At 65.1% G+C, this 17,191-nt stretch carries 16 protein-coding genes and 1 tRNA gene; 2 read left to right on the top strand and 15 right to left on the bottom strand.

What is annotated here, in order from left to right:
- Nucleotides 1-80 precede the first annotated feature (80 nt).
- Nucleotides 81-3,476 (bottom strand): pyruvate carboxylase, encoded by a 3,396-nt coding sequence (locus J7I79_RS15890; protein WP_214954788.1) that lies wholly within the window; start codon nucleotides 3,474-3,476, stop codon nucleotides 81-83.
- Nucleotides 3,477-3,788: 312 nt separating this feature from the next.
- Between J7I79_RS15890 and J7I79_RS15885 the strand changes: the two genes are divergently transcribed.
- Complete coding sequence (locus tag J7I79_RS15885; protein WP_214954786.1) at nucleotides 3,789-4,625, top strand: ParA family protein; 837 nt, start codon at nucleotides 3,789-3,791, stop codon at nucleotides 4,623-4,625.
- A 106-nt stretch (nucleotides 4,626-4,731) separates the two neighbouring features.
- On the opposite strand, the gene J7I79_RS15880 is transcribed toward J7I79_RS15885, so the two are convergent.
- From J7I79_RS15880 to gcvH, 5 genes are all read right to left on the bottom strand, one after another.
- On the bottom strand, nucleotides 4,732-5,328 hold the full coding sequence (locus tag J7I79_RS15880; RefSeq protein WP_214954784.1) for a MerR family transcriptional regulator: 597 nt from the start codon (nucleotides 5,326-5,328) through the stop codon (nucleotides 4,732-4,734).
- A gap of 241 nt (nucleotides 5,329-5,569) precedes the next feature.
- Entirely contained in the window at nucleotides 5,570-6,073 is a 504-nt protein-coding gene (locus J7I79_RS15875; RefSeq protein WP_214954781.1) for a bifunctional nuclease family protein, read from the bottom strand.
- The gene (locus tag J7I79_RS15870) at nucleotides 6,073-6,789 is read right to left on the bottom strand and encodes a MerR family transcriptional regulator (RefSeq protein WP_214955041.1); all 717 of its coding nucleotides are present in this window, start codon (nucleotides 6,787-6,789) and stop codon (nucleotides 6,073-6,075) included. Before J7I79_RS15870 ends, J7I79_RS15875 begins: the two co-directional genes overlap by 1 nt.
- Nucleotides 6,790-6,812: 23 nt before the next feature.
- A complete protein-coding gene (locus tag J7I79_RS15865) occupies nucleotides 6,813-7,289 on the bottom strand; it encodes an FHA domain-containing protein (RefSeq protein ID WP_104175460.1) in 477 nt (158 codons plus the stop codon).
- Nucleotides 7,290-7,423: 134 nt separating this feature from the next.
- On the bottom strand, nucleotides 7,424-7,810 hold the full coding sequence (gene gcvH / locus J7I79_RS15860) for a glycine cleavage system protein GcvH (protein ID WP_104175459.1): 387 nt from the start codon (nucleotides 7,808-7,810) through the stop codon (nucleotides 7,424-7,426).
- A gap of 147 nt (nucleotides 7,811-7,957) precedes the next feature.
- On the opposite strand from gcvH, the gene J7I79_RS15855 reads away from it, so the two are divergent.
- Nucleotides 7,958-8,848 (top strand): Fpg/Nei family DNA glycosylase, encoded by an 891-nt coding sequence (locus tag J7I79_RS15855; protein WP_214954779.1) that lies wholly within the window; start codon nucleotides 7,958-7,960, stop codon nucleotides 8,846-8,848.
- Nucleotides 8,849-8,937: 89 nt separating this feature from the next.
- Here J7I79_RS15855 and J7I79_RS15850 read toward each other — a convergent pair.
- The 9 genes from J7I79_RS15850 to J7I79_RS15810 form a co-directional block, all read right to left on the bottom strand.
- Nucleotides 8,938-9,014: transfer RNA gene (locus J7I79_RS15850), tRNA-Pro, on the bottom strand.
- A 149-nt stretch (nucleotides 9,015-9,163) separates the two neighbouring features.
- Nucleotides 9,164-10,714 (bottom strand): ribosome biogenesis GTPase Der, encoded by a 1,551-nt coding sequence (gene der, locus J7I79_RS15845; RefSeq protein WP_104175457.1) that lies wholly within the window; start codon nucleotides 10,712-10,714, stop codon nucleotides 9,164-9,166.
- A gap of 10 nt (nucleotides 10,715-10,724) precedes the next feature.
- The gene (locus J7I79_RS15840) at nucleotides 10,725-11,408 is read right to left on the bottom strand and encodes a 1-acyl-sn-glycerol-3-phosphate acyltransferase (RefSeq protein WP_214955040.1); all 684 of its coding nucleotides are present in this window, start codon (nucleotides 11,406-11,408) and stop codon (nucleotides 10,725-10,727) included.
- A gap of 64 nt (nucleotides 11,409-11,472) precedes the next feature.
- Nucleotides 11,473-12,186, bottom strand: coding sequence for a (d)CMP kinase (gene cmk / locus J7I79_RS15835; protein ID WP_214954777.1), 714 nt, complete (start codon nucleotides 12,184-12,186; stop codon nucleotides 11,473-11,475).
- Nucleotides 12,186-13,295, bottom strand: coding sequence for a prephenate dehydrogenase (locus J7I79_RS15830; RefSeq protein WP_214954775.1), 1,110 nt, complete (start codon nucleotides 13,293-13,295; stop codon nucleotides 12,186-12,188). The genes cmk and J7I79_RS15830 overlap by 1 nt, the downstream gene beginning before the upstream one ends.
- A 3-nt stretch (nucleotides 13,296-13,298) precedes the next feature.
- Nucleotides 13,299-14,492: a pseudouridine synthase gene (locus J7I79_RS15825; protein ID WP_214954773.1), complete on the bottom strand. Its 1,194-nt coding sequence runs from the start codon at nucleotides 14,490-14,492 to the stop codon at nucleotides 13,299-13,301.
- A gap of 109 nt (nucleotides 14,493-14,601) precedes the next feature.
- A complete protein-coding gene (locus J7I79_RS15820) occupies nucleotides 14,602-15,276 on the bottom strand; it encodes an SMC-Scp complex subunit ScpB (protein ID WP_311380595.1) in 675 nt (224 codons plus the stop codon).
- The gene (locus J7I79_RS15815) at nucleotides 15,273-16,115 is read right to left on the bottom strand and encodes a ScpA family protein (RefSeq protein WP_251042882.1); all 843 of its coding nucleotides are present in this window, start codon (nucleotides 16,113-16,115) and stop codon (nucleotides 15,273-15,275) included. Before J7I79_RS15815 ends, J7I79_RS15820 begins: the two co-directional genes overlap by 4 nt.
- A 71-nt stretch (nucleotides 16,116-16,186) precedes the next feature.
- The gene (locus tag J7I79_RS15810; protein ID WP_028271698.1) at nucleotides 16,187-17,086 is read right to left on the bottom strand and encodes a ParA family protein; all 900 of its coding nucleotides are present in this window, start codon (nucleotides 17,084-17,086) and stop codon (nucleotides 16,187-16,189) included.
- Nucleotides 17,087-17,191: the final 105 nt, after the last annotated feature.

Below are 17,191 nucleotides of genomic sequence, written 5' to 3'. Positions count from 1 at the left end.
ATTGCCGGGACGGTCATTAAACGGAAAGGCCTCCCGGCATTCGCCGGGAGGCCTTTCCGTTTGTGGCTTACTCCACTGGCCTATTCGACCACGAGCAGCAGGTCTCCGCCCTGGACCTGTTCCACGGCGGATACCGCCAGCCGGGAAACCGTGCCGGCCGCCGGCGTCGTGATGGAGGCCTCCATTTTCATGGCCTCGATGGTGGCGACCGTATCGCCGGCGTTGACGGCGTCGCCCACCTTGACCGTCAGGGTGACGGCACCGGCGAACGGCGCGGCGACGTGGCCCGGCTGCGTCGGGTCCGCTTTTTCAGCGGCCTTGACGTTGCTGACAACGGAGCGGTCGCGGACCACAACCGGCCGGGACTGCCCGTTGAGCGTGCACATCACGGTGCGCATGCCCTTCTCGTCCGGTTCCGAAACGGCTTCGAGGGAGGCGATCAGGCGCACGCCCTTCTCGAGTTCGATCTCGTGTTCCGCTCCGCGCTGGAGCCCGAACAGGTAGTCGCGGGTGTCCAGGACCGAGAGGTTGCCGTAGGTCTCCACGCTCTTCAGGTAATCCTTGGTGGGACCTTCGAAGAGCAGCCGGTTGAGGGTCTGCTGACGGGTCTTGGAATCACCCTTCAGGGCGGCGCTGTCCTCGGCGCTCAGATCGGCGTCGCGTACTTTGATGCTGCGGCCCTGGAGGGCCTTGGTGCGGAACGGCTCGGGCCAGCCTCCGGGAGGATCGCCGAGTTCGCCGGACAGGAACCCGATGACGGAGTCCGGGATGTCGTAGTTCTGCGGGTTCTCGTTGAAGTCGGCGGGGTCGGCGTTGAGGCCCACCAGGTGCAGGGCGAGGTCACCCACCACCTTGGAGGACGGCGTGACCTTCACGAGCCGGCCCAGGATGCGGTCGGCTGCCGTGTACATGTCCTCGATGGCCTCGAAGCGTTCGCCGAGGCCAAGGGCCATGGCCTGCTGCCGCAGGTTGGAGAGCTGGCCGCCGGGGATCTCGTGCTGGTAGACGCGGCCGGTGGGACCCGGCAGGCCCGACTCGAACGGGGCGTAGACACGCCGCACGGCCTCCCAGTAAGGTTCCAGCGAGCTGACCTTGGCAAGGCCCAGGCCGGTGTCGCGCGGGGTGTGGGCCAGGGCGGCAACCAGGGCGGATGCAGAGGGCTGGCTGGTGGTGCCGGCCAGGGACGCCGACGCGACGTCCACTGCGTCCACTCCTGCATCCACAGCCGCCAGGAGCGTGGCCAGCTGCCCGCCTGCCGTGTCGTGGGTGTGCAGGTGGACCGGGAGGTCGAAACGGTCCCGCAAGGCCGCGACAAGCTTCGCAGCGGCCGCAGGGCGCAGCAGGCCCGCCATGTCCTTGATTGCCAGGATGTGCGCGCCGGCGTCGACGATCTTTTGTGCCAGCTCCAGGTAGTAGTCCAGCGTGTAGAGCTTTTCGTCGGGATCGAGCATGTCGCCGGTGTAGCAGAGGGCGACTTCGGCGACGGCGGTGCCGGTGGCCCGCACCGCCCGGATGGCCGGAGCCATCTGGTTGACGTCGTTCAGGGCGTCGAAGATCCGGAAGATGTCGATTCCGGTGGCTGCGGCCTCGTTGACGAAGGCCTCGGTGACCTCCTCCGGGTACGGTGTGTAGCCCACGGTGTTCCGGCCGCGGAGCAGCATCTGCAGACAGATGTTGGGCAGAGCCTTCCGGAGGGCTGCGAGCCGGTCCCAGGGATCCTCGCCGAGGAACCGCAGGGCGACGTCGTACGTGGCTCCGCCCCAGGCCTCCACGGAGAGCAGCTCAGGGAGCAGCGCGGAGACGGCGGGGCCCGCCGCGACGAGGTCGCGGGTGCGGACGCGGGTGGCCAGCAGCGACTGGTGGGCGTCGCGGAACGTGGTGTCCGTGACGGCCACGGCAGTCTGCTCGCGCAGGGCCTTGGCGAAGCCCTCGGGACCCAACTCGAGCAGCCGCTGGCGCGAACCCTTGGGGGCGGGGGTGTCCCCCACGGCGGGCAGCTTCGCAGCGGGGTTCGAGTGGACCGTGAGTTCGCCGTTGGGCTTGTTGACGGTGACCTCTGCCAGCCAGGTCAGCAGTTTGGTGCCGCGGTCCGCGGAGACGCGGGCCTTGAGCAGCTCGGGGCGCTCGTCAATGAAGCTCGTCGCCACATCGCCCGCGACGAAGTCCTTGTCGTCCAGGACGGCCTGGAGGAAGGAAATGTTGGTGGACACACCGCGGATGCGGAACTCCGCCAGGGCACGCCGGGCCCGCGCCACAGCTGCGGGGTAGTTGCGGCCGCGGCAGGTCAGCTTGACCAGCATCGAGTCGAAGTGCGGGCTGATCTCGGCACCCGAGTAGACGGTGCCGCCGTCGAGCCTTACACCGGCGCCGCCGGCCGAGCGGTAGCCGGTGATCTTCCCGACGTCGGGCCGGAAGCCGTTGGCCGGGTCCTCGGTGGTGATGCGGCACTGCAGCGCCGCACCCTTGAGCTGGACGGTTTCCTGGGAGAGACCCAGGTCCGCGAGCGTCTCGCCCGAAGCGATGCGCAGCTGCGCCTGGACCAGGTCCACGTCCGTTACTTCCTCGGTGACGGTGTGCTCCACCTGGATACGCGGGTTCATCTCAATGAACACATGCTGGCCGGCGCGTTCCCCGACGGTGTCCACGAGGAATTCCACCGTACCGGCGTTGACGTAGTTGAGCGCCTTGGCGAACTTCACGGCATCGCGGTAGAGCGCCTGGCGGATGCCTTCGTCCAGGTTGGGTGCCGGCGCGATCTCAATGACCTTCTGGTGGCGGCGCTGGATGGAACAGTCGCGCTCGAAGAGGTGCATGATGTTGCCATCGGCGTCGGCCAGGATCTGGACTTCGATGTGGCGGGGGCGCAGGACTGCCTGCTCCAGGAACATGGTGGGGTCCCCGAACGCAGCGTCGGCTTCGCGCATGGCGGCCTGCAGCGCCTCGGGCAGGGCATCCCGGGTGTCCACGCGGCGCATGCCGCGGCCACCGCCGCCAGCGACGGCCTTGGCGAAGATGGGGAAGCCGATTTCGTCCGCCGCGGCGATCAGTTCGTCCACGTCCTTGGACGGCTCGCTGGACTTGAGGACGGGCACGCCGGCTTCGCGGGCGGCCTTCAGGGCGGCAACCTTGTTGCCGGCCAGCTCAAGCACCTCGGCCGGCGGGCCGACGAAGGTAATGCCCGCTGCTTTTGCGGCGCGGGCCAAGTCCGGGTTCTCCGAGAGGAAGCCGTAACCGGGGTAGATTGCGTCGGCCCCGGATTCCTTGGCCACCCGCACCACTTCGTCCACGTCGAGATAGGCGCGGACGGGGTGGCCCTCTTCGCCGATCAGGTACGCTTCATCAGCCTTCTGGCGGTGGATGGAGTTACGGTCCTCGTTGGGGAACACGGCTACAGTTTTGGCGCCCAGCTCGTAGCCGGCACGGAAGGCGCGGATCGCGATCTCGCCGCGGTTAGCCACCAGAATCTTGGAAAACATACTTCTCCTGCATCATTGCGCGGGTGTATCGGTAAGTGGTCACAGTGTGTAAGACGTGCGCGGGGAAACACAAATCATTGTGTCGACCATCACAGAATTATCCGTCATGCGGGCGGGAATAGGCACGCCGGGGAGGCAGCGGCGTTCGGGGTCCCGCCGGATGCGCCGCACACACACGCCCAATGAAACGGGATTCACCGGCGCGGCAACATATGATGAGTTGGGGGTGGCGCAAGCCCGCCCTCCGCTCCGGGCAAGCCGGAGCCGGCACTACCCCAACACGGCAACCGGCGTTAGGTATTGGTTTTTCAAGTGCAAGTAGTCAGCATCAGCAGCCTCAAAGGCGGGGTCGGCAAAACTTCCGTCACCACCGGATTGGCATCTGCGGCCCTGGCCGCCGGCATCCCCACTCTCGTGGTGGACCTTGATCCCCATGCGGACGCCAGCACCGCACTGGGCGTCCAGCCCGATGACCAACTGGATATCGGCAGGATGCTCAAGTCACCGCGCCGGGCCCGCCTGGCGGAGAACGTCGTCACGAGCAGCTGGGTGGCCCGCGAAAACTACAACGGAGCCCGGCCCGCCGTCCTGGACGTGGCCCTCGGTTCCGCATACACCGGCATTTACGACCGCCCGGACCTCGGCCGCCGGGACCTGCGCAGGCTCTCGGCAGTCCTGGCCGGCACGGACAAGTACCAGCTGATCCTGGTCGACTGCCCGCCCTCGCTGAACGGCCTGACCCGGATGGCGTGGTCGGCCAGCAGCAAGGTGGCCCTCGTCGCCGAACCGGGATTGTTTTCGGTCGCCGGCACTGAGCGCACCATGCGCGCCATCCAGCTCTTCCGCCAGGAGTTCGCCCCGAACCTCTCCCCTGCCGGGATCATCGCGAACCGTGTCCGCACCGGTTCCTCCGAGCACGCCTTCCGCCTGGCCGAGATGCAGTCCATGTTCGGTGAACTGCTGCTGACCCCGCACATTCCGGAGCAGGCAAACTGGCAGCAGATCCAGGGCGCCGCCCATTCTGTTCATCACTGGCCGGGTGATTCCGCCAAGAACGCCGCCAGCCTGTTCAACACCCTGCTCGATAACCTCCTGGCCTCCAACGGCGCGGATTCCACCGGGGCAGCCCGGGAACGCAGCCTGCGGTAGCGCGCTTCCGCGTTCCGTCTAAGCACAGAAAAGGCCGCCTTCCTGATGGAAGACGGCCTTTTCTGTTGGTCCCGTGTTGACCTGACATCCAGCCCGGCTGCTCCGGTCAGCCGATCTTGCGGGCGGCCCTGCGCTTGCTGAGTTCATCATCCGGGAAGGACTGCTCGACGACATGCTCGCTGGGAAGCGCCGCGAGGCTGCCTTCCACTTCGCGCCACACGCGGCCGACGGCAATCCCGAAGACGCCCTGGCCACCCTGGACCAGGTCGATGACCTCATCCGCGGACGTGCACTCGTAAACGCTTGCGCCGTCGCTCATCAGGGTGATCTGGGCGAGGTCTTCAACGCCACGTTCGCGCAGATGCTCCACCGCGGAACGGATCTGCTGCAGCGAGACGCCGGTATCCAGGAGCCGCTTGACCACTTTCAACACCAGAATGTCTCGGAATCCGTAGAGACGCTGCGAGCCGGAGCCGGCGGCACCGCGCACGGCAGGCTCAACGAGGCCCGTGCGGGCCCAGTAGTCGAGCTGGCGGTAGGTGATGCCTGCGGCCTTGCAGGCGGTCGGTCCGCGGTAACCTGCATCCTCGTCCAGGACGGGGAGGTCTTCCGTGAAGAGGAGGCCCTGGGCACCACTCGCCGGCAGGGCTACGCCTGCCGTTGAAGCCTGCTTTAGCTCGCCTGCTTCGCCTTTCGGACTCACGTGGACCCTCCTCGTCGTATGCTCCCCTAAGGAAGTCGCAGCAACAGCGATCACAGATTTGAAATTCATCCGTGTAATTCAGCCGGGGCTGCACATTCCAGTGTGACTTGCGCGGCTGTTGTATGCAATGGGAACTTGATACCTTCGACGTTAGGCCTGCCACGCCCCAAGGTCAAAGACGTTGGCCCCATTTCGGGGGCGTGTCGAAACTTTCAGGCTCAACTTCAACCTTAATGTGATCTCAGCCGTCGAAGTCTTCCGGTTCAACGTCGTCCAGGAACTCCCGGAAGCGCCGCAGTTCGCGCTCCTCGTCCACGGTGGGACCGGGCTCGGTGTCCTCGCCTTCGTCGTGTTCGGTAATCCGGACACCGGCTTCATCCATGACCGAGTCCGCGCACCAGATGCGGCATTTGGCCCGCAACGCCAAAGCCAGGGCGTCAGAGGCCCGGGAACTCACGGCGGTGCCGTCTTCAAACTGCAGCTGGCCGTAGAAGATGTTGTCTTCAACAGCAACGATGTTCACGCTGACGATCGAGTGACCCAGCGACTCGACGACGTCGATCAGAAGGTCGTGTGTCATGGGCCGCGGCGGCACCACACCCTGCTGGGCCAGCGCAATCGCGCTGGCCTCGGGGGTGCCAATCCAGATGGGCACGTGCCTTTCTCCGTGGATCTCCCGCAGCAGCACCAGCGGCTGGTTCGAGGGCAGCTCGATCCTCACACCCACGATCTCCACTTCAATCATCAGATGTCCATTCGCGATATACGGTCCTGCACCAGGGCACGGTGCAGCGTCAGGCACAGATCACTGATTTCCCGGGCTGCCTCAGCGGCCCGGGCATGGGACGCAGCGTCCTTGCGCGAGGTGAGCGGCGCGACAGCCCGCTCCACCAGCCCGAATTCCCGTTCCGCGGCCGCCTGGAACGGCCGAAGGTGACGGGGTTCGAGGCCGTGGCTTTCCAACTGCACGCACGCGCGTGCCACCTGCAGGGCGTGCTCGTCGAACTTCCCGTTGACGTGGCCGATCAGGCCGAAGTCCAGCAGGGACTGCAGCAGCGGCACGCTGGCGCCGGACTCGGCCCGCAATTGGTCCTCGCTCAGCCTGCGCACTTTGTTCTGGAGTTCGGTGGCGAGCTCGTCGGAAACGATCCGGGGCGACACCGTGACGCCAGGCGGCAGGTTCTCCGGGCGTTCGCCGCGGTCGATGGCGTCGAGATAGTCCTTGATGACCTTCAGCGGAAGATACTGGTCCCGCTGGAGGGCAAGGACGAATCGAAGCCGCTCAACATCGGTGTCCGCGTACTGCCGGTAGCCGGCGGGCGTGCGTTGCGGGTTAATCAGGCCTTTTTCTTCAAGGAACCTGATTTTGGACGCGGTCATTCCGGGAAAGTCGTCGCTCAGCTGCGCGAGTACTTCCCCTATGTTCAGGACCTGGGGTCCGCGCCGTTCCGGTTGTGCCAGTACCACAGGCAACTACCCCGGGATCAGACGTTGCCTGCTGCGCGGGCAGGGCTGAGGTAGAAAGTGAGCCGGAACTTGCCGATCTGGACTTCATTCCCGGACTTGAGTTCCACGCTGTCCACGCGGTCGTGGTTGACGTAGGTGCCGTTGAGGCTGCCGGTGTCAACGACCTCGAAGCTGCGGGCAGTCCGGCGGAATTCGACGTGGCGGCGGGACACCGTGACGTCGTCAAGGAAGATGTCCGCGTCCGGGTGGCGGCCGGCCGTGGTGACGTCCGAGTCCAGCAGGAAACGCGCGCCCGCATTGGGTCCGCTGTGGGCAACCAGGAGTGCCGAACCGAACGGAAGCGCCTCGACGGCAACCCGTTCCTCCCGGGACAGCCTGGGCTCAATGATCGGCTCGTCACGAATTGGCGTGAGGTGGATCGAGGTGGTCTCCGAAGCCTTCACTCCGCCCGTGCCGTAATCACCACTGCTGTGGTTCTTCTCGTGACCAACCATGGATTCCTCCTCTTCCGTTGCAGATGTCCCCCTGCAAACAACGCGTACCCTCCGGAAAAGCCTGGCTGATCCGGTAATCGGCGTGTCGTCCGGCTGTCAATTGCTTAACAGCCGGACCGCCATGCCAGTTGTCTTTAGCCTACCTGTTGTTCGTACTCCGATGCACTGAGCAGGGACTCCACTGCATCAGCCTCTGCAAGCTTGACTTCAATCAGCCAGCCCTCGCCGTAGGGATCGCTGTTAATGAGCGCCGAATCGGTGTCCAGCGCTTCGTTCCGGGCAACGATTTCGCCAGTCACGGGGGCATAAATGTCGCTCACGCTCTTGGTGGACTCCACCTCGCCCACGACGTCGTTCGCGGTTACCTTCGTGCCGACTTCGGGCATCTGGGCGTAGACGACGTCACCCAGCGCGTCCTGGGCAAAATCGGTGATGCCCACGCGCACCACGCCGTCAGCGTTCGGCGCGGTAACCCACTCGTGTTCGGCAGTGTAGGACAGGTCTTCGGGAATGTTGCTCATCAGGGGCCTTTCATCGGGTCAACCAGGAATATCGGTCAATCAGCAATGTCATCGGAGGTCTGCAGAACAAGCCGCCGCTGAAAGTATATGCATATCAACTGCCGCGGCAGGGAGCGCCCCGTCGGACCCTTGTGGCACAGTGGTGACATGCCAGAACTTCCCGAAGTGGCCGGGCTGAGCGCTTTCCTGGGCACCCAGCTTCGCGGAGCCGTGCTGACGAAAATCCAGATCGTCTCGTTTGCGGTCCTCAAGACGGCGGACCCGCCGTACACGGCGTTGGGAGGCCGGACCATCACCGACGTCCAGCGCCAGGGGAAGTTCATCATCCTGGATACCGGCGGAATCTACCTGGCGTTCCATCTGGCCAAGGCCGGCTGGCTGCGGTACACGGAATCGCCCTCGAATGCCGTGCTGCCGCGGGGCAAGGGGTATATCGCCGCGCGGCTGGAATTCGCCAGGAACAGCCCGGAAACCGACAGCGGCGAAACCCATCTCGGAATCGACCTGACCGAGGCCGGCACAAAGAAGAGTCTTGCGCTTTACGTGGTCAGGGATCCGACGGATATCCCGGGGGTGGCCAGCCTGGGTCCCGATCCGTTGGGCGATTCGTTCGGCCTGGGTGCGTTCGCCGAAATTCTTTCCGCCAGCACCCAGCAGATTAAGGGACTGTTACGCAATCAGGGGGTGATTGCGGGGATCGGCAACGCCTACAGCGACGAAATCCTCCACGCTGCCCGGATCTCGCCCTTCGCCATCGCAAAGTCGTTGGATCCGGACAATGTCCGCGTCCTGTACGACGCCGTTCACAGTATCCTGGGGGCGGCCGTAACAGACGCCGTGGGAAAGGCGCCAAACGAACTGAAGGATGCAAAGCGGAGCACCATGCGGGTCCACGGCCGGACCGGGCAGCCCTGCCCCGTCTGCGGGGACACGGTCCGGGAAGTGTCTTTTGCCGACAGGGCCCTGCAGTACTGCCCTACATGCCAGACCGGAGGCAAGATCCTGGCCGACCGGCGGACCTCCCGTTTCCTGAAGTAGCGCCGCACAAAGGCAAGGGGCGCCAAAAACCGGCAGAAAGAAAAACCGCCCCGCCGCCGGGATTCTTCCCTGCGGTGGAGCGGTTTCTTTGGTCGGGCTGACAGGATTTGAACCTGCGACCCCTTGACCCCCAGTCAAGTGCGCTACCAAGCTGCGCTACAGCCCGTTAGTTCCGCCGTTCTCCGCCTCGGTTTACTCTCGGGTTTCCCCGGGATTTTCACCTCAGCAGTCCGGCCGAACCACCTCCAAAAGCTTACACGATTCCGGAGGGTGCTCGTGACACTTTGTGGGTGTCACGGGCAAGGTGTGTCGGAATTAACGCTTCTTGCCCCGCTTTTCGCGGACACGCATGTTGACCTCAATGGGGGTGCCCTCGAAACCGAAGGTTTCGCGGAGGCGACGGGTGATGAAACGACGGTATCCCGGATCCAGGAAACCGGTGGTGAACAGCACAAACTTGGGCGGACGGCTGGAAGCCTGGGTGCCGAAAAGGATGCGGGGCTGCTTGCCGCCGCGGACCGGGTGCGGGTGAGCCGCCACCAGTTCGCCGAGGAACGCGTTCAGGCGGCCTGTGGGGATGCGCTTGTCCCAGCTTTCCAGTGCCGTATCCAAGGCAGGAACCAAACGGTCCTTATGCCAGCCGGTCAGTGCCGAAATGTTGACCCTCGGCGCCCAGGCCACGTGGGCCAGGTCCTGTTCAATTTCACGCTCGAGGTAACTGCGGCGTTCGTCGTCCAGCAGGTCCCACTTGTTGAATGCGAGAACCAGTGCGCGGCCGGATTCGATGGCAAGCTGCAGGATGCGTACGTCCTGCTCGCTGAGCACTTCGTCCACGGCGAGGAGTACGACGGCGACCTCCGCCTTTTCCAGGGCGCTCTGGGTACGCAGCGAGGCATAGAAGTCAGCGCCCTGTGCCATGTGCTGGCGGCGGCGGATACCAGCGGTATCCACGAAGCGCCAAGTGCGCCCGCCAAGCTCGATGAACTCATCGACCGGGTCGCGCGTGGTGCCGGCGGTGTTGTCCACCACAACGCGCTCGGAGCCGGCCAGCTTGTTCAGCAGCGACGATTTGCCCACGTTGGGACGCCCGATCAGGGCGATGCGGCGCGGACCGCCGGAGCGCTCCAGGCCTTCAATCGTCGAGAACTCAGGCAGGGTGTCCATAACGTGGTCCAGGAGGTCGGCGACGCCCCGGCCGTGCAGTGCGGACACCGGGTACGGCTCGCCGAAGCCGAGGCCCCACAGGGTTGCCGAATCGGCTTCCTGGGCAAAGTCGTCCACCTTGTTGGCCACCATGATGACCGGCTTCTTGCTCTTGCGGAGCATCTTCACGACGGCTTCGTCCGTGGCGGTGGCGCCGACGGCGGAGTCAACGACGAACAGCACGGCGTCGGCAAGCTCCACGGCCATCTCGGCCTGTTCGGCTACGCGGGCGTGGATGCCGCGGGCATCGTGCTCCCAGCCGCCGGTGTCGACGACGGTGAAGTTCCGCCCGTTCCAGGTGGCCGAGTACATAACACGGTCACGCGTGACGCCGGGGGTATCCTCCACGACGGCTTCGCGGCGTCCGAGGATACGGTTCACCAGGGTGGACTTACCCACGTTGGGCCGGCCGATGATCGCCAGGACGGGATCCAGTTTAACCGGGCCGTCGAAGTCGTGGTCGTCATATTCGCCGCTCAGGAGGGCGGCGTCTTCCTCGTCCAGTTCGTAGTCGTCCAGGCCTGCCCGGAGGGAGGCAGCACGAAGCTCGGCCTCGTCATCGTCCAGGGCAGCAAGATGCTCTGCCACCTGGTCCGTGCCGGTGGGCGTGTATTCGTCTTCGCCGGCGCCAAATTTGCCGGAGGCTTGAGTCGTATCGCTCATTGCACTTTCCTTAGTGGTGATCTGCCGGCGTCCCGGCTACTTCTTCATGACGTTCTTGCGGGGAATCCGCGCCGGGCAAAGGCTGCCCGCTGAGTTGAATCGTTTGCTGGACATGCCGCGCCAGAGCAGCGCGGATCTCATTTCCCGCCCTGTCCATTGAAACACGGCCTGTCTCGCCGGGCCTGCGGACCACTGCTACGGCCTCGCCGAAACTGACGTGCAGTCTCCGGCCGGGCCGGGGAACTGCGTCGAGGTGCTCACCGGCGATCCTGGTGCCCAGGATGGCAACCGGAACCACCGTCGCGCCGGAGTTCAGCGCGAGCCAGGCCACCCCGTTGTTGATAGTGGATGCCTCGCCGCTCCCCCGGGTTCCTTCCGGGAGGATGCCGACGCAGCGGCCGGCGTCGAGCGCGCACTTGCTTATCTGCAGTGCGGCACGGTCACCGGACCGGTCTACCGGCAGCTGGCCCGAGGCCTTGAGCACCTGCCCCAGGAAGCCCTTGAACATTTCCTTCTTGACCAGGATGTGCATGGGGCGCGGTGAGGCGCCGAACATCACCGGCCCGTCCAGGAAACTGATGTGGTTCCCTGCGAAGATCACGGGACCCGCCGTTGGAACGTTCTCCCGTCCGCGGACAGTTGTCCGGTAGACAACGTGGTCGAGGAACCAGCCGACGGGCCGGCTCCAGGCCATGGTCCAGGCGCCCGGAAGGACGCAAGCGCCCGCCGGGAAAGAGCGGGGCGCGTGCCCTGCGGCGTCAGTCACGATTAACGACCTTGTTGACTATGCCCAAGGCCGCGTCAACTGTGCCGTCGAAGTCAAGATCCGAAGAATCCAAGGTGACAACGCCGTCCGCCGCTGTGGTGAAGTTCACTACGGTGGAGTCCTTGGCATCGCGCTGGGTGACCTGGGCCGCCAGCTGTTCTGCGGTCTGCGTGCCGCCCAGTTGGACGCCCCGGCGGCGAAGCCTGGCCTCCTCGCTGGCAGTCAGCAGCATGCGGACTTCTGCCCCGGGCGCGACGACGGTAGTGATGTCGCGACCTTCCACCACGATGCGGCGGTGGTGGATCTCGATCAGCTCACGCTGCCGGCGCACCAGTTCCTTTCGCGCACCGAGGGTGGTGGCGATGGCACTGACGGCCGAGGAGATGGCCGGTTCCCGGATGGCCAGGGTGACGTCTGTTCCGCCGACCCGTACGTATTCCTCGGTCGGGGTGGTGCTGACTTCCAGCGGCAGGTCTTCGGAAGCCTGCTCGATGGCGGCGGCATCGTTCAGGTCAATGCCCTGCTCCAGGCAGTACCAGGTCAGGGCACGATACATGGCGCCCGTGTCCAGGTACGCGAGGCGCAGGCGGCGTGCCACTTCGCGGCTGACGCTTGATTTTCCGGACCCCGAAGGGCCGTCGATGGCAACAACCAACGGCCTGCCTTGACGGAGCATGGGTACGGTATCGATGAGTTCCTGTGTCATTACTGCAGTACCCGCCATCCACGGTCGTTGAGTGCTTCGATCAGCAGATCATGCTTGTTGGGCAAAACCGACAGTTCCACCATTCCTACATTCTGCCCGGAGGAATGGTCCAGCCGCAGGTCCTCGAGGTTGACCCCGATCTCGCCGATCTCCGTCAGGAGGCGGGCGATCTGCCCCGGCCGGTCGTCCACGAGGACGGTCAGCCATGAGTACGCCTGCGGGGGGCCGCCGTGCTTGCCCGGAATGCGGGACTGCCCGGCGTTGCCCTCGCTGATCAGCTGCGCCAGGTCAAGGCGGGCGCCCGGTGCCGTGGGATCTTCGAGGGTCCCGATCAGCCGATTGAGGTCCTCGCGGACCCCGTGCAGGATGTCGACCAGCTGCGCCGCGTTCCCGCCAAGGATCTGGACCCACAGCGTGGGATCGCTGGCCGCGATCCGCGTGACATCGCGCAGGCCGTTGCCGGCAAGCGACAAGGCGTGTATGGGCGTACCCTGCAGCCGGCTGGCAACGAGGGAGGACATGACCTGGGGAAGGTGCGACACGAGTGCCACAGCCTGGTCGTGTTCCTCGGCGCCGAACTGGGTGACCATGGCACCGAGATCCGTCGCCAGGGCACGGGCGGCCTGCAGTGCGCCGGGCGACGTTTCCTCCGACGGGCACACCACCCACGGCATGGAAGTGAACAGTTCGCCACGGGCCGCCACAGGTCCGGACTTTTCCCGGCCGGCCATCGGATGCGTCCCCACGTAGCGGGAAAGGTCCACGCCGCGACCGCGCAGGTCGGCCAGGATACCGGCCTTGACGCTGGCGATGTCCACGACGGTTGCCGCCGGGTAGTCGGCCAGCGACCGTTCCACCACGTCAGCTGTTACGTCCGGCGGCGCGGCCACCACAACGAGTTCAGGCTGTTCGTCTCCAAGGCGCGACAAGGGAAGGCCTGCCCCGATATCGACGGCGACCGCCTGGTTGGTGGGTGACGGATCGGACAGGAACACGGACAAGCCGCGCCCCCGGAGTCCGAGGCCGATGCTGGTTCCCAGCAGTCCCGTTCCGATAACCACCGCCGGGCCGTTCAGGTGCCCGCGGCCGTGGGTACGAAAGGCTGACATGCGCTATAGCCCTACGGATGCCAGCAGGTGGCCGACTTCCTGCTTGCCGAGGTTGCGGATGCTCCCCTGGCGCTGGTCTCCCAGGCCGATGGGACCCACCTTGACCCGCACGAGCCGCAGGACAGGGAAGCCGACGGCGTCGAAGAGGCGGCGTACGATGCGGTTCTTGCCGGAGTGCAGCACAACCTCGATCAGCACGTGGCCCGGTGTGGAGTCCACCAGCTTGAACGAGTCCACCGACGCGAATCCGTCCTCGAGTTCAACGCCTGACTTCAGCTGCGCGCCGATTCCCTGCGGGAACGGGCCGCGCACCTGGACCAGGTAGGTCTTGGGCACCTCGTAGGACGGGTGCGTCAAACGGTTGGCGAGTTCGCCGTCGTTGGTCAACAGCAGTAGTCCCTCGGTGGCGACGTCGAGGCGTCCCACGTGGAAGAGGCGTTCGCCGTGGCTGTTGCGGACGAAATCGCTGATGCACGGACGGCCGTCCGGATCTTCCATGGTGGACACAACGCCCTTGGGCTTGTTGAACACCATGTAGACCATGTTTTCGTCCAGCTGGATGCGCAGGCCGTCAACGTGGATCACGGCAGTCTTGGGATCGACGCGGACGCCGAGTTCGGTGACCACCTTGCCGTCCACTTCAACGCGGCCTTCGGAGATCATTTCCTCGCAGACGCGGCGTGAAGCGACGCCGGCGGAGGCCATGACCTTCTGCAGGCGGATGCCGTCGGCATCGTGCATTTCAGACTGCGGAACATCGCCGCGGGGTCCGCGCTTGCGCGAAGGCTTACGGACGGCTCCGAGGTTCTGGCCGAACCGTTCGCCGCCGAATGCGCGCGTACCGAATGTCTTGGCCGCAGCGGACCGCGGCTTGGGCTTGAGGGCTCCGGGAGTGCCGGGCACCTTGCCGGCGCCGGGCTTGCGTGAACCGGGCTTCCGGGCTGCAGGCTTGCCCTGCTTCCAGTCACCGGATACCGGGCGGTCTGCCGGTTCGCCGGCCGGACCCTGCAGGTCCGGATCGATGAAGGCCTCTTCCCGAGGCTTGGGGTGCTTGAAGGGACGGTCGCCGCCGCCCTTGTAGCCGGCACCGCCTGCACGACTGCCGCCCTGCGCCGGATTGCGTCCGGCTTTGTTTTGTCCGGCGCTGTTGCGTCCCGAACTGTTACGTGGTGAACCCTGGCGTCCCGCCTGTGTCATGACCCGTCCTTCGTTATGTTGGCCGGCGAGGTTGTCTCCCGACAACACTGGCCAGCCGGGCGGATTAAGTCCGCCCTGGTGGATACTTGTGCGCAGGCAGGGATACTGCCTACATTCTTCCGGCGTCGTAGAACTCGTCGATGCCTTCAAGCCCCGGAAGATGGGGTGAAAGCTGCGGCAACTCAGCCACCGAGCCGATTCCCATGCGTTCCAGGAAATACGACGTCGTGCGGTAAAGGATGGCTCCGGACTCGGGATCGGTTCCCGAGTCTTCGATCAGTCCCCGCTGCATCAGCGTCCGCACGACAGAGTCAACGTTAACTCCTCGAATTGCAGACACCCTGGCCCTTGATACGGGCTGGCGGTATGCGATGACGGCGAGCGTTTCCAACGCCGCCTGCGTCAGCCTGGCTGTCTGTCCCTCCAGCACGAACCCGCCGACGACGTCGGCGAACTCCGTGCGGGAATAGATGCGCCAGCCTCCGGCGATATTCCGCAATTCAAAACCCCGGGGGCTGGATTTGTGGCCAGCATCGCTGGCAACGTCCGTGTCCGGGGCATTAACAGTATAGCCGTTATACTCGCGCTGAAGTTCCGCGAGCAGCTTCTCGACGGCGTCGACCGTCAAGTTCAGCCCGGCGGCGAGCTCCGTGGCAGTGGCCGGCTGGTCAATCACCATCAGCACCGCTTCGATGGCGGCGCGTGCGCCGCCGGGGAGATCGGCCACATTCAGTCCGCTCTCCCCGTCCCCGCTGGTGGTTGGATCCGGCGACGTAGCGCTCACGGCTGTTCCTCGTATTCCTCGCTGAGATGTTGGCTGCTCCATTCATCATCCGCTGCCGTCCAGTGCACCGTGAGGTCGCCCAGCGGCAGGAGCTGGTCGAACGCGACCACCTTGTCCCTGAACATTTCCAGGAGGGCCAGGAAACGGGCCACGATGACGAGCGTGGATTCCGCGTCGGCGATCAGCGCGCGGAAGGACAGCGGCCTTCCCTGCTGGAGCTTCAGTCCAAGGATTTCGGCCTGCTCCTTGACGCTGACGGCGCTGCCGTGGAGGTGTGCCAGGCCGATCTGGGTCGGGGCGGCTTCCCTGGGTTTCAGGGCGGCTTCCGCCAAGGCGGCGAACTGCCCCGGCGTATGGCGCCACACCAGTTCCGGCAGCAGTGCGGCGAAGTGGTTTTCCAGGGCCACCTGGCGCGGGTAGCTGCGGGCTTCGAGCTCCAGGGTGGAATTGATCAGTCCGGCCACGTGCTTGAAGGCCTTGTATTGGAGCAACCGGGCGAAGAGGAGGTCCCGCGCCTCGAGCAAGGCGATGTCCTCATCGTCCTCAACCTCGCCCGCCGGCAGGAGCCGGGCGGCCTTGAGGTCCAGGAGGGTAGCTGCGATCACCAGGAATTCGCTGGCCTCGTCGAGCGCCCATTCCTCGCCCAGCTGCTGCAGGTTCTTGATGTACTTGATGAATTCATCGGTCACAGTGGCCAGGGCCACTTCCGTAATGTCCAGCTGGTGCTTGGTGATCAGGCCGAGCAGCAGGTCAAAGGGACCCGTAAAGTTGGCAAGCCTGACTTCGAAGCCGGGTTTTTTCGCCGGCACCGCCGCCGGGTCTGCCGGAGAATCCGCCAGCGGCCCTGCCTCCGGCTCTGCCTGGAGGCGGGTGGGAGCGAGCTGGGTGCCTGCCAGTGCCACAGCCTTGGCTAGGGCGCGCCGCCGCGCGAAATCAGCTCTTTGGCCAGGCGGCGGTAGGCGTCGGCGCCGATGTGGTTGGCGGCGTAGCTGGTGATCGGTTCCGCGGCCACTGTTGCGTCGGCAAACTTAATGGAGCGCTTGATAACGGTCTCGAAGACCTTGTCCCCGAACGCCTCCACCAGCCTGCTGATGACCTCGCGGCTGTGCAGTGTGCGGGCGTCGTACATCGTGGCAAGCACCCCGTCCACCTGCAGCCTGGGGTTCAGCCGGTCCTGGACTTTGTCGATGGTTTCCACCAGCAGCGCGACAGCGCGCAGGGCAAAGAATTCGCAGATCAGCGGGATGATGACGCCGTGGGCGGCTGTGAGAGCGTTGACCGTCAGCAGGCCAAGCGACGGCTGGCAGTCGATCAGGACGACGTCGTAATCATCCTCGACCTTCTTCAAGGCACGGTCCAGCACCTGTTCACGCGCGACCTCGTTGACCAGCTGCACTTCCGCGGCGGAGAGGTCAATGTTGGCCGGCAACAGGTCAACATTCTCGACGCCGGTGTGCTGGATGGCGTCGCGGATGTCCACTTTGCGGTCCATCAGGACGTTGTAGACCGTCAGGTCCAGTTCATGCGGATTCGTCCCGAGACCGGCGGACAGCGCCCCTTGGGGGTCGAAATCCACCAGCAGGACACGGCGGCCGTATTCGGCGAGCGCGGCGGCCAGATTGATGGTGGAAGTCGTTTTACCCACTCCACCCTTCTGGTTCACCATGGCGATCACACGGGCGGGGCCGTGGGACGACAGCGGCGCAGGCTCGGGAAATTCGCGGTAGGGGCGCCCGGTGGGACCCATGACGGCGTCTTCCAGGTCGAGTTCGGTGCCTTCCAGAGTTGCGGAACCCTGTTCGCTGCTCACGTATCTATCCACACTTTCGATGACGTTGATGTCCTGCCGCTGAATGTTCAGCGCCGATGGTTCTTCCACCCAAGGTTACAGCGCCGCAACCGTGATTCAACGGAA

Origin of the sequence: Arthrobacter sp. ISL-69 (assembly GCF_018613775.1) — a bacterium.
GTDB lineage: Bacteria > Actinomycetota > Actinomycetes > Actinomycetales > Micrococcaceae > Arthrobacter.
This window is presented reverse-complemented; position numbering and strand designations above follow the sequence as displayed.